This window comes from Pantoea latae (assembly GCF_002077695.1).
Taxonomy (GTDB): Bacteria; Pseudomonadota; Gammaproteobacteria; order Enterobacterales; family Enterobacteriaceae; genus Pantoea; species Pantoea latae.
This window is the reverse complement of record NZ_MWUE01000033.1, coordinates 277,930-295,682: the sequence shown is the minus strand read 5'-3', so window position 1 is coordinate 295,682 and position 17,753 is coordinate 277,930. Positions and strand designations below refer to the sequence as shown.

The window sequence follows — 17,753 nt, the reverse complement described above, 5'->3', positions numbered from 1 at the left end:
GGGGATTTCGCTTCATCTTAAAGAGCCGCGCCGCGGATGCAAAATAAAATGGCGTCAGGCCGCCGTATCGTCCTCCTGACCCTGAGGCTGATAAAGCTTATCGGTGCCCAGCCGTTTCACCGCCCGCTCCCAGTGCGAATGCTGGCAGTAGCGGCACGCCTGCTCCGGTTCGCCCTGTTGTTCAACTACATAGCCGCACTGGCCGCAGGCGTAGCGGCTCTCTACCAGAATGCGCTTATCGAACGCCTCGCTCTGATGCGGCAGGATCCACAGCCCTGCGCGCGGCTGACTGTAACGCAGCAGGCTAATGCGGCCCGACGGCTCCAGCCAGGCGCGCCGCAGCTCGCCCAGATGCTGCACGTCCAGCGCGCGCTGCTCAGAGAAAATACGCGCGCGCGACAGCTCGGCATGGCGCAAATGCTCCAGCGCCAGCCTGCCCTCTTGCACCAGCATCGTGGCGTCGCCCTGGCTGAGGATCTCTATTTTATGGGAGCGAAAGGTTATCCAGGCGAGCAGACGGAAACAGGCGAACAGCGTCACCAGCAGCGCCACGGTCGGCAAGATGCCTTTTTCCGGCGTCTGCAGCGGCGGGCCGATGGCCGCACCGAGCATCACCATAATCGCCAGCTCGACGATGCTCAGCTGACCGGCGAAGCGGCGTCCCATCAGGCGCAGCACCAGCAGCAGCGCCAGATAAATAATCGCAAAGCGCAGCAGCACTTCGAGCGCGAAGCTCCAGGGCGCTTCGCCCATTAGCCATCTGTGTACGATTTCCATTGGCGATCAGTCCTCCAGCGCAACGGACGCCGGCGCCCACTGGCGGGCGTCGCAGGCGCGGCAGCGCGCGTCGAACGCTGGCGCTTCCAGCTGACCGCAGCGCGTGCAGACGCGATAGCGATCGTCGCGCATCGCCGCGCGCAGTTCGCTGTCGTTCTCCGGCACAATGGCCAGCCCGGCGCGCGGCGTATCGCTCCACACCAGCGTCAGCGCGCCGGAGGGTTCGATATAGACGCGGCTCAGCTGACCCAGCTGCTGGACCCCGCGTCCGCGCAGCAGCGAAAAGAGTTTTTCCCGCGACAGCGCCGTGGACTGCAACGACGAAAGATCGAGGCGGCCGTCGTCCAGCGCCACGCTGGCGCGACCGGTGAAAAGCCGATCGAGACGACGGTTGTGAACGCTGAGAAAGCCGAGCAGATGCTGAACCGCGACGATGCCGCCAACGATCAGCAGCGGCGGCAGTAGCCCGCGCTTGTCATCCAGCAGCGGCACGCCGATGGTGCCCGCCAGCGCAATCGCCGCCGACAGCTCGATAAGGGTATATTGCGAGGCCACGCGCCTGCCCACCAGGCGCATCGCCAGGATAATCAGAACAAAAAACAGCAGCGCGCGGGCGACCACCTCAAGGAGAAAGATCGGCGGCGTTTGTCCAAAAAAGATGCGCGTCAGGTCGGACAAAAGGATCTCATCCTGCTTCATTGAAGGCTCCCCATTTAACCGCTGGAGTGATGAGTATACGCGCTATTTTTCCCTTGCCCGGTTATCGCCTGTCAGAGGTATCGGCAGAACGTTGCCGCCGGCGGCTCCCGCTGCGCTATGCTGTAGAGGTAACACACAGCAACGTGTTGCCTACGAAATCAATAATCTAAAGACACGCTCTGTTGCCCGCCTCGCGCGGGCCTTTTTTTGCCTCACCGCCCGATACACGCGGCGTAATCCGCCTGCTCGCTGCAGCGGATGCGTCCGCTGACGCGCGCCATCATATCGCTGAAAAAAGGATTAGCGGTGGCGCGCATAAAGGTTTCTGCGCCCACGGTCAGGCTGTCGCTCTCGCCGCGCAGCGAGATTGTGCCGAGCGAAATGCCGTACAGATTTTTTTCGCTGGGTTGTTCGCCATACAGCGCGTCGTTTAGGGGAAAAGGCACGGCGATATGGGAGAGCGAGAACATATCCTGCGGCCAGGCGAGATCTAACGGCGTCACCTGCTGCTGTATTTGGCCAGCCGCAAGGGTGCGCGCCGCCGTCCTGTAGTCGTCGGGCGCGCGATTAGTGATAACGGTGGTGGCGTAGCGGCGCGGTGGCGCGGGCAGCAGCCGATCGACCGCCGAGGCGAGCGGCGCGCGGAACAGGGCGCGCATATTGGCGGCCTGATTGATATCGTAAATCACCAGCTCGCTGCCGTTACGCGGCAACCGGTTAAAAAGCGCCTCCACCAGCGCCCGGGCGTCGACCGTGGCGTCCAGTACCGACTGAAAAGCGAGCACCGGCGCCAGCGCGGCAATCTGCCCGCTGCGCGCCGCCTGCGCAATCTGCGCCTGCAGCGACTGCGTCAGCAGCCAGGACTGACGCGCGGCGTTAACGGGGAAAGAGTTATATTTAAACGGGTTGTATTCCGGCGCCACGTTAAGCCAGGCGGTGCGGGCGAAGGCGGGAAACAGCGCGGGCCAGCCCGCCAGACCGGCGAAGCGGGCATAGCCGGTGACGCCGATCATCGGCGACAGCAAAACAATCTGCTGTGGCGCGCGCAGCCGCCTGTCGTTCAGGCTCTCCAGCGCATATTTCATCGCCAGCGCGCCGCCGTTGGAGTAGCCGACCAGATGCAGCGGTCGCTGTGCGCCCGCCAGACGCGTCGCTTCCCGCACCGCCAGCCGGGTCGCCGCCATCCAGCTCTGCCAGCTCACCGCCGTCAGCGAACCCGGCGCGGTGCCGTGCCCCGGCAGGCGCGGCGCTACGGCGACGAACCCGTGCTGCCGATAGGTTTCCGCAAGATAGCGCACGCTGTAGGGCGAGTCGGTCAGGCCATGCAGCAGCACCACGGCGCCGCGAATGGGGCCGCGCGGCATCAGAATAAACGAGCGGTTCCAGTCGGTTGCGAAACGCGCTGGATAGACCGCGCTGGCGGGAGAAAAGCGGTTCAGCCCGGTTTTCTCCTCGTCGCTCAGCGCCTCGTTCAGATGAATTTTCATCTCCTGAAAGAGGCGCGCCTCGTGTCGCTGATAGTCGGCGAAGCTGGCGCGGTCCATCTCGTCGGGCGTCATTTCATCGGCCACCCAGCGGTGCCAGAGATGCAGCGACGGCCCCTGCTCCGACTGATAGATGCGGCCGATAAGAAATACCAGCAGCAGCACGGCCAGCGCGGTAAGGGTTTTTCTGAGCAGCCTGAAGAGAGTCTGGTGGCGCGCCATCGGTTCATCCTGTTATCAACATGACGCCGATTCTGGATCAGAAGCCGCAGCGCAGCCAGACCCTGCGCGCTTTTTTACGCTTTAATCGCCAGGCGAACCATCGCGCCGCCGAGCGCCAGCCCCGCGGCGGCCAGCAGCAGCGCAGGCTGCAGCGAGTGAAACAGCGTGACGCTGGCGGATGAGACCAGCGGGCCGATCAGCTGGCCGCTGGCATAGCCCGAGGTCAACACCGCGACGATGCGCGCCGTCGCGCCCTGCGAGATCTCGCGCGCCAGCCGCATCGAGAGCTGCATAATCGACAGGAAGCCTAAGCCGGTCAGCAGCGTGCCGATAAGCAGCCCTTGCACATCAGGAAGCAGTACCACGCTCGCCACGCCAAACCCCTGCACCACCATCGCCGTCGCCAGCGCGGAACGGGTATTGAGACGCGACGCAAAGGCGATCACCAGCAGCACGCCCGCCACCGCCGCCAGACCAAACAGCGGCCAGAAGAGTGCCGCCTGATTACCGCTGGCGAACACGCTGTGCGCCATCTGGGACAAAAAGGTCGCCGGCAAAATATAGCCAAAGCCCGCCAGCGTATAGGCCGCCAGCAGAAATTTCAGGCTGCGGTTGAGCGGCGCCGCCTTCGCCGTGCGGCTGGCCGCAGGCAGGCTCGCGGGCAGGCGTTTCATAATCAGCAGCGCGGCGGCCGTCGCCGCCAGGCCGTAAATCAGCCAGGCCTGCGAGGCGCTCAGCCCCGCAGCGGCGACGATCCACGCCAGCAGGCCGGTCAGGGCAATGCCGACGCCCGGCCCGGTAAACACCGCCGCCGAGAGTTTTGGCGCCTGACGCGCCGCCAGCGTCAGCTGGGTCCACGAAGTGACGATAATCAGCGCCCAGGCGCCGCCGACGCCGGAGATAAAGCGAAACAGGCACTGCAGCACAAAGTTATTGGTGGCGGCGGAGAGCAGCGTCACCAGCACCGTGGCGATTAGCCCGACTTTTAAAAAGGCGGCGTGGCGCTGGGTTAAGCGGCTGACGTGGAGCGCGCCCAGCAGGTAACCGATATAGTTCATCGCCGCCAGAATCCCGGCGCTGGAGAGAGTCAGCGCGCCCTCGTTGATCATCAACGGGATCTGCGGCGTTAAAGAGAAGCGGCCGACGCCCATTACGGCCACCAGCGTCAGGATCCCGGTTAACAGCGTGCTGATGGCGCCTGGCGTGCGCTCGGACAGGGAATGAATCGACATATTTTTGCTTTTTTCTCGCTAAGTCACTTAATCTGGCGCCCATAGTAAAACTGCACCGCTTAGTGAAAAATGGGGCGAATTATCCTATGACCAGAGGTCATACCCAGGAGAAAAGATGACGCGTAACGAGAACGTGAAGCAGTTTCTGGTTCATCATCGCGCGCGCGTCAATCCGGAAGCGTATGGATTCAGCAACCAGCAGCGCCGCGTGCCGGGTCTGCGCAGAGAGGAAGTGGCGCAGCTCGCCGCCGTTAGCGTCAGCTGGTATACCTGGCTTGAGCAGGGCCGCGACATTCGCATCTCCCCGTCTGCGATCCAGCGCATCGGTAAAGTGCTACAGCTCTCGCCCACCGAGCAGGCCTATCTCGACGCGCTGGTTTTCGGCAGCCGGCACCAGCCGCCGCATAACGCCGCGATTCCGCGTGAAGTGATCGCCATGGCCGAGGCGCTGTCGCCCCATCCGGCGTTTATTCGCCGCGCCAATATGGACATTCTTTACTGGAATGCGGCGGCCCGGGATCAGATCTATGACTGGTCTACAGTGCCAGAACAGGATCGCAACTCGCTGAAACTGCTGTTTATCAACGAGGAATACCAGCAAAAGATCCATGACTGGGAGCAGGCGGCCAGGCACAGCATCGCCGCTTTTCGCGCCTATTATGCCGCCAGCAACCATGCTGAAGCCTTTGAAGAAATCGTGCGCGATCTCGTCGCGCGCAGCGAACGGTTCAGAACCATGTGGCACGCGCAGGCGGTCAATAAGGTCGGCGCGGGCAATAAAGCGATTATTGACCACCACGGCAAAATAAACCATTACACCTATACCGCGCTGGAGGTAGAAAGCGCGCCGGGTATCTTCCTTATTTTCTATCTTGCGCGCGATCCTTCCCAAATCGCTGTTTAAAAATGTGCGCGGCAACACATCGGCTTTTATTACACCGACCATAATGAGAGGTTAAATAAGCCGATGTGCGCAATGAATATTATTATTGCCACATGGTAAAACCATCGCTATCTCATATACTCAACAGGTACCAGATAAATAAACAGCATTAATCCCGACCCCGGCGTTATTCAGGTCTGACGGAGAGCGTTGCGATGCGTAAATTCAGCCTACCGATATTAATCACGGTTTCTCTGTTATGCGGCTGTCAGACCTCGCCGCAGGAAACCCGAATGAAAAGCGCGGCGTTTAGCGAGACGAGCAACAGAAGCGTAGAGCAGGTGAGTGAATGTATTTACCGCGGCTGGTCGTCCACCGAGGTGATTGAAAAGGATCCCTCTACCCATATTGAACATGCAAACGAGCGGCTGACGGTTTACGCCTGGCAGGACTCGATGTTTGCCGACCTGTACCGACGCGGCAAGGGTTCCGAAGTGCGCTTTTATAAAACCTTTAATATGGGGCCGGAAGTGCTGGCGGATCGAAGCGGCATCGTGAAACGCTGCGCCTGAATGGATTACGGCGATTAATGCAGTTATCACCTTTTCCGCCCAAAAACCTTTAATTAATATAATCACCTCAACGGCGCAACCTGTCCTGCGCCGTTTTTTTACCCCAATAAGTAACATTATGCCGTCTGTTTTCACCCTGTCAGCCTTTATATGCCGTGGCCGTGACGGCCTCGCTCACCTCCTGTACGGCTTTTAACGCCATACGTTTACGAGGATGCGTTAAGCCTCTTCTCTCGCTTTTGCCCATTCTTATCACTTTTTACCCCCGCGGTTTCTTTTCTCCCGTTGCTCAGAACTGTGCACTCGATCGCGACATTACGCCACACTCTCAGATATATCTATTATCTCGATATATCTAGAAAGAGAGCGTTACCGATGTCAGTAGTGATAACGCGCCAACCCAGCGCCAGCCGCTGGTAACAGACACCCATAACAACACTGACGTTTACCTTGTCTGAGAGAGAACATATCCATGTCACAGATTGATGAGTTCGTTCTGCACCCGCCGTTTAATATCACTCGCGCCAGCCATGTCGTGCTTTATGTGCGTGATTTGCAGGCAAGTAAACGGTTCTATACCGAGCTGGTAGGTCTCGTCGTCAGCGACGAAGATGAGTCCGCCATTTATTTACGCGGGCTTGAAGAGCGAGGTCATCACAGCCTGGTGTTACGAAAATCGCAGCATGCCAGCTGCGCGCGTATCGGCATGCGCGTCTGTCAGGATGACGATATCGTTAAGGCGCAGGCCTGGTTCACGGCGCAGGGTAAGGCCGCAACGCTTGTTGAGGTGCCGTATCAGGGGTTAACCCTACAGGTCGAAGACGATGTCGGCGTGCCGCTGGAATTCTGCGCCTCAATGCCGCCCTGCGAACGTATGTTTAAACACTATGACGCCTACCGCGGCGCCTGCGCGCAGCGTCTCGATCACTATCAGTTGCAGACGCATGACGTGCGCAAAACCTGGTCTTTTTACCAGCCGCTGGGGTTTCGCGTCAGCGAATACACCTATTCGCAGCAGGCCGACGAGCAGCCCTATCTGTGGGGCGTCTGGCTACAGCGCAAAGGCAATCCGCACGACATTGTTTTTACACAAGGCCCAGGCCCGCGGCTCCATCACTTCGCCTACACCCTGCCCGATAGCAACGATCTGATCCGCGCCTGCGACGTCGCCGGCGCGCTGGGCTATGCCGCGCGCCTTGAACGCGGTCCGGGACGTCATGGCATCAGCGGTGCGCTGTTTGTTTACTTCCGCGATCCCGACGGTCATCGCATCGAGCTCTTTAATACCCACTATCAGCATATCGATCTGGAGCCTGCGCTGGGCTGGGATCTGGCCGATCCAAAACGCGCCGATCAGTGGGGTCTTCCCGCCCAGAGTAAATGGTTTAGCGAAGCGACCACCTTTACCGATACACCGCTTACGCACCCTGATTTGCACGTTGATCCCCCGACGCTGGAGCGTTTTCTGGCGCTGGCGAATGACGCCTGAGAAATATCCGTCGAATAAAACCGCTGACTGCAACCGGGAGAGAGCAACGTGAGAACACTGATTCAACAGCCTTTAGTCAGAATACTGGTGGCCTATGCCCTTGGCGTCATGGCCGCCATGACCGTAAGCGAAGCGGTCACGGAGCTGGGCGCTATCGCCAAAGAGTTTCATATTGTCGAGCACAGCGAGATCGGTCTGATTATGTCGCTGCCCTCGCTGATGGTGGCGCTGGGCGCGCTCTGCGCCGGCTATCTGGTCGATCGCGTCGGCGATCGGGCCGTTCTGCTGCTGGGCGCGACGGTTATCGTGGTGGGCGATATCGCCGTGGTGGCGGCTCCGGCGTTTCATCTGCTGCTGCTGGGGCGCGTGGTGACGGGCGTCGGCTACGTGTTAACCGCAGTGGCGGCGGTGACCTTGCTAATCCGCATCACCACCGGCAAGCAGCGCAACATGGCGATGGCGCTATGGTCGACGTTTGTTCCGGCCAGCTTCCTGCTGCCTTTTCTCTCCGCCGGGCTGGCCGACTATTTTAGCGACTGGCGCGCAGCGTTTCTGGCGCACTCGGCGCTGACGCTGCTGCTGGCGTTTATCGCCACCTTCAGCCTGCCGCGTCGCACGCCCGAAGAGAAGGCGCAGTTTTCCCGCACGCGGGGATTGCGATCCGTGCTGCGCAGTCCGTTGATCTATCTGCTGGGTATCTCATTTGGCGCGGACGCTTTTCTGCAGACCGGCATCATCTCCACCCTGGCGCCCTATCTCGCCAAACGCTACAGCGTGCCGCTGGTGGAGGTCGCCCACTGGAACGTGGTGGCGATGGTCTGCAACGGCATTGGGTGTCTGATGGTCGGCGCGCTGCTTAACCGTGGGGTAAGAGCGGTAGTGATAGGCATGGTGGGGTTGGTGCTGACGGGCTTGCCCGCCCTGGCAATTTACACCTTGTCGTTTGGCTTCGCCTTCTCTATTGGCGCCTCGTGGCTGTTTATGTTTGGCAGCGGCCTGCTGGTCGGCATGTGGGCGCTGGCGCCACGCGTGGCGCCGTCACGGGAAAGCATCGGCGCCACCAGCGGCCTGATCACTCAGCTCACGCTGGTGGGCGTCTTTCTTGGGCCACCGCTGTTTATCGCGGCGCAACACAGTGAAAGCAGCTCCTCTCTTGCGCTGCTGGTCACAGGCGGACTAGTGGTCTGTCTGGCTGGCGTGCCGATTTGGCTTCGCGAGCGAGATCCTCAGCCGGAACGGGGCAGCGCTGCGTCCCGAACCAATACCCTGAAAAGTCACAGTTAATTCCCTTTCAGCAATCAGTCGTCACACAAGAGGAAGTTATCATGTTGGATATCGTCATCATTGGCGCCGGTCCGGCTGGACTGGCGGCCGCCCTGCGCCTGCATCAGCAAGGCTTTCGCCCGCGTCTGTTCGAAGCGGTGGCAGAAATCAAACCGCTGGGCGTGGGCGTGGATATCAAGCCCTATGCCGTGCAGGAACTCACCGAGCTAGGCCTCTATCAGGCGTTCGTCGACATTTCTGTTGAAGCGAAGGAGTCCATTTTTTACACCGGACACGGTCAGCAGATCTTCGGCGAAAAATGCGGCAAGCATATGGGATACGCCTGCGATCAACGCTTTGTTCACCGAGGCCATCTGCAGATGATGCTCTATAAAGCGGTGCAGGAGCGGCTGGGCCCGGAGGCGGTGACGCTCGGCACGCGCTGCAGCCATTTTGAGCAGGATGAACAAGGCGTCACCCTTTATTTCGATACCCGTCTGAATCCCGACGCCCCCGCTCGCGTTCGCGCAGATATTGTCATCGGCGTTGACGGCATTCGCTCCGCCATCCGTTCCAAGCTGCTGCCCGATTCGTCTCGCAGCCACTTTTCCGGGCTCACGCTCTATCGCGGCGTGACCGTTATGCCGCCGTTTAAAAGCGGCGGCAGCATTCTGCACATCGGCGATCCGATCCGCCAGGGAACGCTGATCGTCTATCCCATCCAGAACAATGTCGATGACCAGGGCAATCAACTGGTGAACTGGGTGATTGAGCAGAATGAAAAACCGCAAAGCGAAGAGGACTGGAATCAGGAAACCGGCGTGAAAGAGATTGAGCATGTGTTTGACGACTGTCGGCTCGACTTTCTTAACGTCAGCGAAATGATCCGTAACGCGCGCGAATGCTATCTCTTCCCGCTGATCGATCACGATCCCCTACCTCAGTGGTCATTCAACCGCGTCACGCTGCTGGGCGATGCGGCGCACGCGATGTATCCGCGCGGCGGTAACAGCGTTTGCCAGGCATTTGTCGATGCGCGCGTGCTGGCGGAAAAGCTGGGCGGCATGGCCGATCCGGTGGCCGCGCTGCAGGCCTATGAAGAGGAGCGCCGTGAGAAAGTGAACTGGCTGGTGCTCGCCTCACGCGGCGAAGGCCCGGAAATCGTGCGTCGCATTGTAGAAGAACGCAGCGGCGGTCAGCCCTTCGAGGATATCGAAACCCTCTTCCCACACGAAGAAGCCCTGTCGATTTTTAGCGAATACCACGCCAGAGCGGGAATGCGCATTCCGACAGAAAACGAGAGCGAGCAGCCGAAAAAATATAAATCGGTGTTTGCCAGCCAGAAATAAAACATTACTGAAACAGGATAAGGAATAAATCATGAGCAAGATTATTGATGCCAATATGCACTGGTTGCCAGGCGAGTTGTTTTCCGACAAGAACCTGCTGAACGCTTTTTTGAACTGCGTGCCGAAACAGTATGGCGTGCATACGCGGGTCGAACAGATCGAAGGCAAGGATCTGAGCCAGCTGATCATCGAACAGCCCAAAGGCTATATCAATCTCAACTACGCAGAAGGTCAGTACACGCTGGAGAGCCAGCTGGCGGATATGGAGAAAGCCGGCGTAGACCACGCCATTTTTCGTCTGCCGGTCTGGCAGGAGTGGCTGGATCTGGAGACCTGTAAAGAGGTCAACACACGAATGGCGGAATATGTGAAGCGCAGCGAAGGCCGTATGTCGGCGCTGGCGGTGGTGCCGCCGTGGGGCGGCGACGCCTGTTTACGCGAAGTGGATCGCTGCCTGAACCAGCTTGGCTTTAAAGGCGCGCAAATTGTGGCGCACTACGGCCAGATCTATCTGGATGATGAAGCCTTCCGCCCCTATTTGCGCTATCTCAACGATCTGAACGTTCCCGTGGTGGTGCACCACACGCCGCTGCCGGTCGATTTCAATTCTGTGCTGCCCTACACCAACCAGCGTCGCCAGTTCGGCCGCTGCGTCGATCAGGCCACGGCGGTGGGCCGCGAGCTGTTCAGCGGCATGTTCGATGAGCTGCCTAACCTGCGTTTTATTCACTCTATGCTGGGCGGCGCCTTTTACGCCTTCGCCGATATGCTGGTGCCGCCGCAGCATCAGTTCAACGATGCGGTGGATCGCTTCCAGGCCGGCACGGGCAATCTGCGCGCCCAGCTGAGCAACAATATCTTTTTCGATACCTCAGGGGCGCCGCAGTGGGGTAAAGCGCAGCTGGAAGCCGCCGTGAAGGTTATCGGCGGGAAAAATATTCTTTACGGCAGCTCCTATCCCATTCGTAAGGACTGGTTCTTCAAAGGCATTGAAACTATTGAAGGTCTGGATATCAGCGCAGAAGACAAAGCGGCTATTTTAGGCGGGAATGCCGCCCGGATGTTTAACCTGAACTGACGCGTCACGGCACGGCATTAACGCCGTCCACTCCTCTTTTATTTTTTTACTGCACAGCCTTTGGGCTGGAAGCGGCGGGTTTCTGCTCGCCGCGTTATTCTCACACCCTATGGAGAAAACGCTTGGAACAGCCAAAATTTATCCGTTTTACCATCAAAGGTGAGCAGCGCGCTCGCTATGGGCTGATCGACGCACAAGGCGTGACAGATTTAAGCGATCGCCTGGCGGACCGCTGGCCCACGCTCGACGCGGTCATTGCCGATAACGCCCTCTCTCTCGCCGCGGCGCAAGCGGCGGAATGCGCCGATCGTATCCCCGTCAATGCTATCCGTTTCGAAACCCCACTCGCCTCGCCAGGTAAAATCATCTGCGTTGGCGTCAACTACCCCAATCGGGATGCCGAATATCAGGATGCTCAACCGCCCGCCGCCTACCCTTCCTTGTTTGTGCGCTTTCCTGACTCGCTGACGGGTCATCAACAGCCCTTGCTGCGTCCGCGTGAAAGCGAGCAGCTCGACTACGAAGGCGAGATCGCGCTAATTATCGGCAAGCCGGGACGTCGCATCGCGCAGGCGGCGGCCTTGAGTCATATCGCCGCGCTGACGCTGGCCAACGAAGGCACCGTACGCGACTGGGTACGCCACAGTAAGTTTAATGTCACTCAGGGTAAGAACTTCTATCGCTCCGGCGCGCTCGGCCCCTGGCTCGTGCCCTATCGCGATGCGTCGCAACTTGCGGATATCCGACTGACCACCACGGTAAATGGCGAGCTGCGGCAGGACGATCGCACCCGCAATATGACCTTCTCATTTGCCTGGATCATCGCTTACCTCTCCACCTTTATTCCGCTGCACGCCGGCGATCTGATTTTAACCGGCACGCCCACCGGCGCAGGCGCGCGATTAACGCCGCCGCAGTGGTTGAAAGCGGGCGATGTGGTGGAGGTCAGCGCGGATGGCTTAGGCACGCTGCGCAACAGCGTCGTTGATGAGGAGTAGAGCATGTTAACGCAACAACAGCTGATGAGTGCGGCGGACGCGCTGGATCGCGCCGAACGTGAACGGGTGCAGATTGATTTACTTTCGCTTCAGTATCCGCAGATGACCCTGGACGATGCCTACGCGGTGCAGCAGCGCTGGATTGCACAAAAGAAAGCCTCAGGCCGGCAGGTTATCGGCTGGAAGATAGGCCTGACCTCAAAAGCCATGCAGGCCGCGCTTAATATTGATACGCCTGATTCCGGCGTCCTGCTGGACGACATGCTTTTTGAAGATGGCGCCACCATCGCCGCCGATCGTTTTATCCAGCCGCGCGTCGAGGCTGAACTGGCTTTTATCATGAAAACCCCGCTGCAGGGCGCGCATATCAGCCTGACAGACGTGCTTAACGCCACGGCCTTCGTGGCGCCGGCACTGGAAATTCTGGATACGCGCATTGTGCGCCGCGATCGTGCGAGCGGCCAGATGCGCACCATCGTCGATACCGTGTCGGACAATGCCGCCAATGCGGGGATTATCCTTGGCAGCCAGCGTTTCTCGCCGTCTCAGCTCGATATGCGCTGGGCAGGCGCCATTGTGTCGCGCAATGCCGTGGTTGAAGAGACCGGGCTTGGCGCAGGCGTATTGAATCATCCGATGCGCGGCGTCCTGTGGCTGGCGCAGCGTCTGGCGCAATACGGCGAGCGGATCGAGGCGGGCCAGACGGTGCTGTCAGGATCATTTATCCGGCCGGTGGAAGCCCGGCATGGCGATACCATCCACGCTGACTTTGGCCGCTACGGCACAGTCAGCTGCTATTTTGCGTGAGGTGTTTATGACGGCTCCCTTAAATCGCTTTAAACAGGCGCTGCGCGATCGACAACCGCAAATCGGCCTCTGGCTGGCGCTGGCAAATCCCTATTGCGCTGAAATCTGCGCAGGCGCGGGTTTCGACTGGCTGCTGATTGATGGCGAACATGCGCCCAACGATATTCCCCTGATGATGAGCCAGCTACAGGCGCTGGCAGCCTCTGCCAGCCACAGCGTGGTTCGCGCGCCGATGGATGCGCCCTGGCTGATTAAACAACTGCTTGATATCGGCGCGCAGACGCTGCTGATCCCGATGGTGGAGAGCGCAGAGCAGGCGAAGGCGCTGGTGCGCGCGGTGCGTTATCCGCCACAGGGCATACGCGGCGTGGGCGCCGCGCTGGCGCGCGCGTCCCTTTTTAACCGCACGCCGGATTACCTGACAACGGCAAACGATCAGATATGTTTACTGGTACAGATTGAAAGTCGAGCCGGACTGGCGCAGCTGGACGCCATCGCCAGCATCGAGGGCGTAGACGGCGTCTTTATCGGCCCGGCGGATTTAGCGGCGGATATGGGTTTTCCAGGCAATCCCGGCTGCGCTGAGGTGCAGCAGGCGGTGGAACAGGCGCTGACGCGCATCCAGACGCACCACAAAGCGGCGGGGATCCTCAGCGCTGACGCCGCGCTCTGCGCACGCTATTTTGATTTGGGGGCGCTATTTGTCGCCGTGGGCAGCGATGTCGGACTACTGGTCAAAGCCACCTCTCTTCTGTGTGAGCACTTTCGCCCGCCGCACCCGCCTTCTGTTACGCCGGCAGCCAGTGGATATTAAGCGTTTCACGCACCGCCGCCTCTTCCAGATGACGCGCCAGAATATGCTGCATTTCGGTGAGCTTTTCTGGACTTAGCGCGGTGAGCCGCACCCGGAAGAGGCCTTCGTGCGCCTCCATCCGCACCTCACCCATGCTCATTCTGAAATGTCCGCTGTTCTCGTCGGTGACAACGGGCGTGCGGTGCTGAAAATGGCTGCAGAGGCGACGCAAATAACGCTCGCTGTTCGGCGTGAGGATATCGGCTACGCAGCTTACCGCACCTTCATTCAACATCGGCGCGTTGAGCAACGCCTCGATCTGATTAGCGGCAACGGTAATAATGCTGCCGATGTGGGCAACGACCTCATCGGCAACCGGCGCCATTTTCGCCCGCAGGCTAAGGGCGCGTTTAAGTTGATCCATCGCCTTAACGATAGCCTGCGGTGAATCACCCTGCGGCCGGGAAACCGCACGCGCCAGCAGCATATCGATGGCGGCTTTATTGGCGCTGAGAAAGTCGTTGCCTTCGGCGGTGATGCTGTAGCGTTTGCGGCCGCCTTTTTCTAAATCTATCTCGGTATAGCCGCGATCGTACAGCCAGGTCAGCGCAGGATAGAGCACCCCTGGGCTGGGTTTATAGGTTCCGCCGAGACGCTCGTTGACGGCATGGATCAGCTCATAGCCGTGGCTGGGCTGCTGCGCGATAATCGCCAGCAGCAGCAGCCGCAGTTCGCCATAGTCAAAGGCGCGCATACGGCGCTCTGGCTTACCGCGCGCGTCCTCTGCCGCCGCGTTGGCGTTAGGATCGCCTTCTTTTGCGCCTGAACGGCGTTTCTGCACCATTATCACCCCGGCTAAATAACCCTACCCTGAAACTGGTTAAATTATATCTAAATTTTCGTAACAGACCAGAATTATGAGGTTATTCAATCGATTTGCTAGCAGGCAGGCGACTATTTTTTAGGTTGAACGGCCAGCATCAACGCTGGCCGCGTCTCACAGGCAGATTACTCTGACAGCACCGCGATAAAATCACACTGAATAAGCAGGGTTCCGCTAAAGTCGCCCTGCAGCGCATGGCGCGCCGGACGGGAGGCCTTGTCCGGGAACGCCTTTTCCCACCAGCGATTAACTACATCGCGCTGCGTTTTATCCTTCATCCATAACGTGACTTTGATCACGTCCTGCAGCGAGCCGCCCGCCGCCTCGACGATCGCCTTAAGGTGCTGAAACATTAGCTGACACTGTTCATCGAGGCTGGCCGGCACCTGCTGCGTCGCGCTGTCCCGTCCGTAAATCACACCGGAATAGAGCAGTGAACCGATGCGGCAGGCCGCCGGAATCGGATTGGCATGGGGAAAAGCGTCAATATAAATACTCTGGCGTGTTGTCATTGTCTCTCCTGATTAGTAGTCGTCATCAGCCATCTGGGCGCCAAAGCGATACACCAGGCGCAGTCGCTCGGCATGGTAGTTACCCGTGACGGCAGAAGGGGAATGAACGTAGTCAAATTCAAACTCCAGATGCAGGCGCGGCGTAACGTTGTAGCCGAGGATCATAAAGGCCGCGTTGATGTTTTCAGCGGGCAAGGGATAATAGATGCCGGTTGAGTCTTTCAGCTCCAGACGCGTTACGCCGAAAACGCCAAGGTACTGCTCGTCGTGATAGGCATAGCGCAGGGCGAAGGCGTTGCCGGGCTGATTGGTGGTCACCATCGACACCAGCGGCTGGCCGCTTTCCAGCGGCGTATGGTCGTAAATACCGTAGCTGTAAGGCGCAAAAAAGCCGCCGCTAAGAAAGGCGCCCTGTTTCGACGGAACGTGCGTGGCGGCGAAGTAGATATCGTGGTTGCGCGAACGCAGGCCGATTCGCCCTGAGTAGAGGTCGGTATCGATATTGTTATAGGGATAGGCCTGGTCGCTGGCATCCCACTCATGCAGATACTGCGCGCCCCAGTAAGGCGTCCAGTTGCCCATCTTCAGGCTCTCCAGCGGTAGCTGAACGCCGCCATAGCCAAGCTGCGCGCGCTTGTCGAAATTATAGTACCAGGCCTCCGCGCTGGTGCGCCACTGCTGTCCGTAACGTACGCCCAGCGTGGTAAATCCGTCGCTATCCACAGAGGGCATGCTGGTGTCTTCGATCTCCGGGCTGCCGGCGTCGCCCTTCTCAAAGCTATCGCTGCTCAGCGGCTTGAAGCGATAGATACGCCAGGCATGCAGCTTGAGGTCTCCCTGCTTATCGAGCGCGTAGCTGCCGCCGAATCCCTGATAGAGAGCTGGGATCATCGTCCAGCCTTCGCCTTCGTTCGCGAAGGGCGTATCGAGGCCGACGCGCCCCGCCTGGAGATCCAGCCCGGCGCCTCGGTAGCGCAAAAACGCTTTCCCCAGCACCGTCGTATTGTCTGACGGCAAATAGATCTCCGTTTTCTCCTTTTCCGAAGGATTCAGGCCAAGGTTGTAAGCGCCGTATGCCCCGAGACCGACGCTAAAACCGCCCGCCTCCGCGCTGCGATATTGAATATCGCCGCCCACTGAGCTGGTGCGTTTATTGGGAAGCGTGCCGCTAAATTCCTTCAGGAAGGTCATGGTTTTTAGCTCGCCGGAGAAGGTGCCCTGCGTTAGCCAGTCGTTAAAACTGTCTGTTTCAGCAGGAGATGTATCAGCAAAACAGGCGCCGCAGAACATCGCCACAGGCATGACGATGAAGGCGGCACCGCTGGAGTGTTTATGGACGCGCATTGCCAGGTAGCCTCATATCAGGGTGTAGGGTTGATCTCTCTTTCAGGCAAAGCGAAGCCCGCCGCTTCTGTCAGGAAGCGGTCAGTCTGCGCGATGAATAACCCGGGCAATACGTCGTCGCCCGGTACGACGGTGATTTACAGCGTGTGCGGCAGCAGTTTCAGCAAGGCTTTGCCGTAATCGTTGCCGTTGGGAATTCGCGTCAGGGTATGGATGTGAAAGCGTTCAGGATGCGCATTGGTCAGCCACATGCCGCTGTGATGATCAAACTCCAGCATCACCACAGGGCTTTGAATGCGGTAGTAGAAAACGTCCCGATCGCCGCAGCCGCCAATCCAGCTCCACCAGGTCTCATCCATAAAGCGCTCAATGAGCTGCAGCCGCGCCTCACGCGGGCCATCCGGCAGAAAATCCAGGAAAATGGCGATGGTTTCCATCAGCGTCGCCCGCTGCTGCGCGGTGAACTCGCTGGCGCAAACACCCTCCAGTGGAATAATGCGGTTGTCCTGAAACGCGCCGCCAAGATGCCGCTGATCGGCAAAATTGAAACGTTCGGGCGGCATGGCGGGATCTTCCATCAGCCGGTAAATCGTGGCGCGCTGCTGCTGTTCAGGGGTAAGCGACTGCATCAACGTGAGCCCTGCGCGTTCTTCCTCGGTAAACAGCACCGCGTCACGCGCATCGCCGCGCGCTATCACGTTCGGCTCCACCCCCATAAAGGTGGGCGCAATCACGAGCTGACGACCCAGAATAAAACAGCAAAACGCGACGTGATGGCCATACAGGCTCCAGCCCCAGGGCTGCGTCGGGGAAGGCTCGCCAAACAGCAGCACATGGAAGCTCCAGCGGTTCATGATGTGAGTAATCTCATACATCTCGCCGAGAAACTGGTTGGCTTCCATCACCTGCTGCACCTTGTGATACCCGCGCGCGCTGGTGCACTGCCTGAGCAAGTGCAGAAAAGCCTGCTGGCTCGTGGCAGCAGTGTCCTCCAGCCGCAGGCCGAGATCGTTAAAAGGGATCTCGGGGTTGTACCAGGCGCGCCATGCGCTGGCGTCCAGCGGAAAGGCAATTTTCTCACGCTGCGCCTCGCTCAGCGAGGCGCGGAACGCCTGCGCCGCCTCTACCGCGGCTTCCACAGCAAAGCCCTCATCCTGCAGCTGAAAAAGGTCAGATCGTACGGTGCCGTCGCTGGTAATGCCGCGAAAGGTTTCGTCCAGCATCGCCTGCCATTGCGCCTTGAGCGCCTGCGCTTTTGGCGTGGCCAGCATCTGCTCGCCATAGGCGCGAAGATCGCTGCGGCGCGCCAGCTGCAGGCGCGGATTGTCGTCAGGCACGAGGTAGTCTCTGAAATCTGGCATTGTCATG

At 59.4% G+C, this 17,753-nt stretch carries 17 protein-coding genes; 9 read left to right on the top strand and 8 right to left on the bottom strand.

Translation table 11 applies throughout. The features are described from left to right. Window positions 1–54: 54 nt before the first annotated feature. The 4 genes from B2J69_RS21270 to B2J69_RS21255 all read right to left on the bottom strand — a co-directional run bounded on the left by B2J69_RS21270 (window position 55) and on the right by B2J69_RS21255 (window position 4,414). The gene (locus B2J69_RS21270) at window positions 55–777 is read right to left on the bottom strand and encodes a DUF421 domain-containing protein (RefSeq protein WP_143806324.1); all 723 of its coding nucleotides are present in this window, start codon (window positions 775–777) and stop codon (window positions 55–57) included. Between the two features lie 6 nt (window positions 778–783). Beyond that, window positions 784–1,476, bottom strand: a complete 693-nt coding sequence (locus B2J69_RS21265; RefSeq protein WP_081142097.1) for a DUF421 domain-containing protein — start codon at window positions 1,474–1,476, stop codon at window positions 784–786. 212 nt (window positions 1,477–1,688) lie between these two features. Beyond that, window positions 1,689–3,182, bottom strand: a complete 1,494-nt coding sequence (locus tag B2J69_RS21260; protein ID WP_081142094.1) for an alpha/beta hydrolase — start codon at window positions 3,180–3,182, stop codon at window positions 1,689–1,691. Window positions 3,183–3,256: 74 nt separating this feature from the next. Then, window positions 3,257–4,414 carry a YbfB/YjiJ family MFS transporter gene (locus B2J69_RS21255; RefSeq protein ID WP_236722762.1) on the bottom strand — a complete coding sequence of 386 codons (1,158 nt, stop codon included), beginning with the start codon at window positions 4,412–4,414 and terminating at the stop codon, window positions 3,257–3,259. A gap of 115 nt (window positions 4,415–4,529) precedes the next feature. Between B2J69_RS21255 and B2J69_RS21250 the strand changes: the two genes are divergently transcribed. The 9 genes from B2J69_RS21250 to hpaI all read left to right on the top strand — a co-directional run bounded on the left by B2J69_RS21250 (window position 4,530) and on the right by hpaI (window position 13,667). Next, a complete protein-coding gene (locus B2J69_RS21250; protein WP_081142092.1) occupies window positions 4,530–5,318 on the top strand; it encodes a helix-turn-helix transcriptional regulator in 789 nt (262 codons plus the stop codon). A gap of 272 nt (window positions 5,319–5,590) precedes the next feature. Beyond that, a complete protein-coding gene (locus B2J69_RS21245) occupies window positions 5,591–5,869 on the top strand; it encodes a hypothetical protein (protein WP_081142089.1) in 279 nt (92 codons plus the stop codon). 472 nt (window positions 5,870–6,341) lie between these two features. Continuing rightward, window positions 6,342–7,358, top strand: coding sequence for a 3,4-dihydroxyphenylacetate 2,3-dioxygenase (hpaD, locus tag B2J69_RS21240; RefSeq protein ID WP_081142087.1), 1,017 nt, complete (start codon window positions 6,342–6,344; stop codon window positions 7,356–7,358). 48 nt (window positions 7,359–7,406) lie between these two features. After that, entirely contained in the window at window positions 7,407–8,642 is a 1,236-nt protein-coding gene (locus B2J69_RS21235; protein ID WP_081142085.1) for an MFS transporter, read from the top strand. Window positions 8,643–8,683: 41 nt separating this feature from the next. After that, window positions 8,684–9,970: an FAD-dependent monooxygenase gene (locus B2J69_RS21230; protein WP_081142083.1), complete on the top strand. Its 1,287-nt coding sequence runs from the start codon at window positions 8,684–8,686 to the stop codon at window positions 9,968–9,970. Between the two features lie 31 nt (window positions 9,971–10,001). Next, complete coding sequence (locus B2J69_RS21225; protein ID WP_081142081.1) at window positions 10,002–11,048, top strand: amidohydrolase family protein; 1,047 nt, start codon at window positions 10,002–10,004, stop codon at window positions 11,046–11,048. A gap of 122 nt (window positions 11,049–11,170) precedes the next feature. Further along, window positions 11,171–12,046, top strand: coding sequence for a fumarylacetoacetate hydrolase family protein (locus B2J69_RS21220; RefSeq protein ID WP_081142079.1), 876 nt, complete (start codon window positions 11,171–11,173; stop codon window positions 12,044–12,046). A gap of 3 nt (window positions 12,047–12,049) precedes the next feature. Continuing rightward, the gene (gene hpaH / locus B2J69_RS21215) at window positions 12,050–12,853 is read left to right on the top strand and encodes a 2-oxo-hept-4-ene-1,7-dioate hydratase (RefSeq protein ID WP_081142077.1); all 804 of its coding nucleotides are present in this window, start codon (window positions 12,050–12,052) and stop codon (window positions 12,851–12,853) included. A 7-nt stretch (window positions 12,854–12,860) separates the two neighbouring features. After that, entirely contained in the window at window positions 12,861–13,667 is an 807-nt protein-coding gene (gene hpaI / locus B2J69_RS21210) for a 4-hydroxy-2-oxoheptanedioate aldolase (RefSeq protein WP_081142255.1), read from the top strand. On the opposite strand, the gene B2J69_RS21205 is transcribed toward hpaI, so the two are convergent. The 4 genes from B2J69_RS21205 to B2J69_RS21190 all read right to left on the bottom strand — a co-directional run bounded on the left by B2J69_RS21205 (window position 13,642) and on the right by B2J69_RS21190 (window position 17,752). Continuing rightward, window positions 13,642–14,490, bottom strand: a complete 849-nt coding sequence (locus B2J69_RS21205; protein WP_081142075.1) for a DUF2218 domain-containing protein — start codon at window positions 14,488–14,490, stop codon at window positions 13,642–13,644. The genes hpaI and B2J69_RS21205 overlap by 26 nt on opposite strands. Window positions 14,491–14,654: 164 nt before the next feature. Beyond that, window positions 14,655–15,041, bottom strand: a complete 387-nt coding sequence (locus tag B2J69_RS21200; RefSeq protein ID WP_081142073.1) for a RidA family protein — start codon at window positions 15,039–15,041, stop codon at window positions 14,655–14,657. A 12-nt stretch (window positions 15,042–15,053) separates the two neighbouring features. Beyond that, window positions 15,054–16,385 (bottom strand): hypothetical protein, encoded by a 1,332-nt coding sequence (locus tag B2J69_RS21195; protein WP_081142071.1) that lies wholly within the window; start codon window positions 16,383–16,385, stop codon window positions 15,054–15,056. 137 nt (window positions 16,386–16,522) lie between these two features. Continuing rightward, window positions 16,523–17,752, bottom strand: a complete 1,230-nt coding sequence (locus B2J69_RS21190; RefSeq protein WP_081142069.1) for a DUF3500 domain-containing protein — start codon at window positions 17,750–17,752, stop codon at window positions 16,523–16,525. Between the last annotated feature and the right edge of the window lies 1 nt (window position 17,753).